Origin of the sequence: Caballeronia sp. (genome assembly GCF_049581465.1) — a bacterium.
GTDB lineage: Bacteria > Pseudomonadota > Gammaproteobacteria > Burkholderiales > Burkholderiaceae > Caballeronia.
On record NZ_JBAUSA010000349.1, the window covers coordinates 1 to 3,323 of the forward strand.

Below are 3,323 nucleotides of genomic sequence, written 5' to 3' on the forward strand. Positions count from 1 at the left end.
CCAATGAAAAGCCGATGGTCGTATCGATCAGCAGCGGGCGGACGCTGAAGGCCGCGGTCGCGCAAATAGGACAACTGGACCGGCCGCAGCACAGGTTGGTATCGATGGTGGGGGCGATCGCCCAGGACGGGTCGTCCAACCGGTACGACGTCGCGCAGCATCTCTCCGAGAAAACCGGCGGCAAGCACTTCATGATCCCCGCGCCGTTGATGGCCGACAGCAAGGCCGAGCGCGCGCAGTGGTGTAATCACCGGCTGTATCGAATCGTCGATGAACTCTGTGAGAACGCCGATGTGGCGTTTGTGGGTATCGGCAATATGGGTATCAACTGTCCGCTGCATGAGGACGGATTCATCACGACGGCCGAAGTCGAGGAAATGATGGCGGCGGGCGCTGTGGCCGAATTGCTTGGCTTGCCGATTGACGCGCGCGGCGCGAGGGTGAACTCCACCACGGGCGAACGCGTAACGAGCTTGCGGCTGGATGCACCGCCGAAGCGGCCGACGATTGGTTTTGCGGGTGGGTTGAGGAAGCACGCGGCGGTCATCGCCACGTTGAAAGGGGGATGGCTGTCGGGGTTGGTTACCGACGAGTTGTGCGCGCAGGCGGCACTGGACGATTAAGCGGCGCGGGGCTGTTTTATGTTTTACAGCCCCGCCCCCCAAAACCCATCACGCGGCCGACAACACCTCAACAATCTTCCGCTGATATGCAATGCCATCGGCGTTAAACAAATGGCAATGCTCCGGCAAGGCGCCCAACTTCAACACCTCTCCCCGCGAATGCCGTTCCAGCGGCGGAATCCTGGCGATCATCCCCTCCGGCGCCACCGATGATTCCGAGTACAAATACGCCGCATCGCCGAGCGATTCAACGGCCATTGTCTTCGCCGATACGCCATGTTCGAGCGTCGCCGCCGTGCCCGCGTGCAAATGCTCCGGGCGAATCCCGACCGTCACCGTATCGCCTACCTTCGCCTTGCCTGGCTCAACCGCCGTCAGTTGCGTCTCGCCCGTCGCGTACTTCACAAGCACGCCATCGCTTAGCACCTGAGTGACTTCAGCATTCATGAAATTCATCTTCGGCGAGCCGATAAACCCGGCCACGAACTTGTTCTGCGGCGCATGATAAAGCTGGTTCGGCGAGCCCACCTGCTCCACATTTCCCGCCGACAACACCACGATCTTGTCAGCCAGCGTCATGGCCTCGACCTGATCATGCGTCACGTAAATCATGGTGGTCTTCAGCTCGTCGTGCAGCCGCGCGAATTCCAGACGCATCTTCACGCGCAAAGCGGCATCAAGGTTCGAAAGCGGCTCGTCAAAGAGAAACACTTTCGGCTTGCGCGTGATGGCCCGCCCAATTGCCACGCGTTGACGCTGACCACCGGACAATTGCTTAGGCTTCCTATCCAGCAAATGATCAATGTGCAGGATCTTCGCGGCTTGCTTCACTGCAGCATCGATTTCCGGCTTCGCCGTGCCGGCAAGCTTCAAACCAAACGCCATGTTGTCATACAGCGTCATGTGCGGATACAGCGCGTACGACTGGAACACCATCGCAATGCCGCGTTTGGCCGGTTGCACCTCGTTCACGCGCGTGCCGTCGATCATCAGGTCGCCGCCGGTAATATCTTCAAGACCCGCGATCATCCGCATCAGCGTGGACTTGCCGCAGCCGCTCGGGCCGACGAACACGACGAACTCGCCATCGGCGATATCGAGATTGACGCTCCGAATCACTTCAGTTTCTTCGTAACGCTTGTTGATGTTGCGCAGATTCAGGCTTGCCATGATCTAGTCTCCGTCTATAGCTTCGCTTCGTTGTCCGAGAGCGCAATGCTCACGGCAGTTCGGAGCTTGCGTTTTGCAGCCACTGTTCGACAAGCGCGGGAAGTTGACCCATCTCATCGAACACGACACTTGCGCCAGCACGTTTCAGCGCATCGATTTGTCCTTCACTTGCATGACCGCCACCAATGAATCCCAGCACCGTCATCCCCGCCGCCGCGGCCGCGGTGACGCCGGTCACGCTGTCTTCCACGACCACGCAACGCTCGGGCGCAACCCGCATGGTCCGCGCCGCTGCGAGATAAACGTCGGGCGCAGGTTTTGGGTTGGGCACCGTGTCGGCACAGAACATGCGCTCGCCAAAGAACCGAACGAGCCCCGTGCGGTTCAAAGCGGCTTCCACGTATGCCGTAAAACTGTTGCTCGCGCAGGCCTTGCGCAGCGGGATCACGGCAAGAGCCGCCGCGATCCCGTCGACTGCTGGTGCTTCCACCGCCGCCTGTTCCACTACGACGCGAATTGCGTCGATCTGGGCGGGGTCGATCGTGCGGCCAAGCTCTTCTGCCGCACGCAACAGCACCGCCTCGATCCGCAACCCTAGCAACGGCGTCACGATCGGTTCGGCATCGACACCCGGCCACATGGCTTGCAGCTCCTGAACGAGCATGCGTCCGGCGATAGATTCGCTATCGATCAGGACACCGTCGCAGTCGCAAATCAAGAGGTAGTCGGTATCGTTCGCCTCGGTCGTCTCGATCGCCGCGACGTGTTGTGATGTCAATATCACGGCATCGGCCTCACTTCACCGCGCCAAACGTCAGGCCGCGCACCAGTTGTTTCTGCGACAGCCAGCCAACAATCAGGATGGGTGCCACCGCCAGCAGAGACGCCGCCGAAAGCTTCGCCCAGAACAAGCCTTCCGGACTCGAATACGACGCAATGAACACGGTCAACGGTGCGGCGTTCGAACTCGACAGGTTGATGCTCCAGAACGCCTCGTTCCACGACAGGATCACGAGCAGCAACGCGGTTGAAGCGACCCCCGGCAAGGACATGGGCATCAGCAGATAGACGATTTCCTGCCACGTCGCCGCCCCGTCGATACGCCCTGCTTCCAGGATGTCGCGCGGCACTTCGTTGAAGTACGTGTAGGACATCCACACGGCGATCGGCAAGTTGATCAGCGTATAGACAATGATCAAGCCCCATACCGTATCGAGCATGCCGGTGTTCTTCCACAGCAAGTAGATCGGCACCAGCACGCCGACCGACGGCATCATCTTCGTCGACAGCATCCACAGCAACACTTTCTGCGTTTTCCTCGTGGGGAAGAAGGCCATCGCGTAGGCGCACGGCACGGCGAGCAGCAGGCAGATCACCGTCACGCCGACCGAGATGAGGATGGAATTCCACGCGAACGCAAAGTAGTTACTGCGCGCGAAAACCTCGCGGAAGCTATCCAGTGTCGGCGAGAAAATCAGCGACGACGAATACGCCTGCTGCTCGGTCTTGAACGCCGTGATGGTCATCCAG

General features: G+C 60.0%; 4 protein-coding genes. 1 reads left to right on the forward strand and 3 read right to left on the reverse strand.

What is annotated here, in order from left to right; genetic code table 11:
- On the forward strand, positions 1-623 hold a 623-nt coding region (locus WCA53_RS08775), incomplete at its 5' end, for a sugar-binding transcriptional regulator (protein ID WP_423908068.1).
- 48 nt (positions 624-671) lie between these two features.
- On the opposite strand, the gene WCA53_RS08780 is transcribed toward WCA53_RS08775, so the two are convergent.
- The 3 genes from WCA53_RS08780 to WCA53_RS08790 form a co-directional block, all read right to left on the reverse strand.
- Positions 672-1,793, reverse strand: a complete 1,122-nt coding sequence (locus WCA53_RS08780; protein WP_423908071.1) for an ABC transporter ATP-binding protein — start codon at positions 1,791-1,793, stop codon at positions 672-674.
- A gap of 49 nt (positions 1,794-1,842) precedes the next feature.
- Positions 1,843-2,571, reverse strand: coding sequence for an HAD family hydrolase (locus WCA53_RS08785; RefSeq protein WP_423908076.1), 729 nt, complete (start codon positions 2,569-2,571; stop codon positions 1,843-1,845).
- Between the two features lie 16 nt (positions 2,572-2,587).
- The coding region (locus WCA53_RS08790; RefSeq protein WP_423908074.1) for a carbohydrate ABC transporter permease at positions 2,588-3,323 on the reverse strand (736 nt) is incomplete at its 5' end.

Excerpts from the sequence above, each read along its gene's own strand:
- WCA53_RS08780 (WP_423908071.1), bottom strand. The coding sequence starts at position 1,793 with ATGGCAAGCCTGAATCTGCGCAACATCAACAAGCGTTACGAAGAAACT.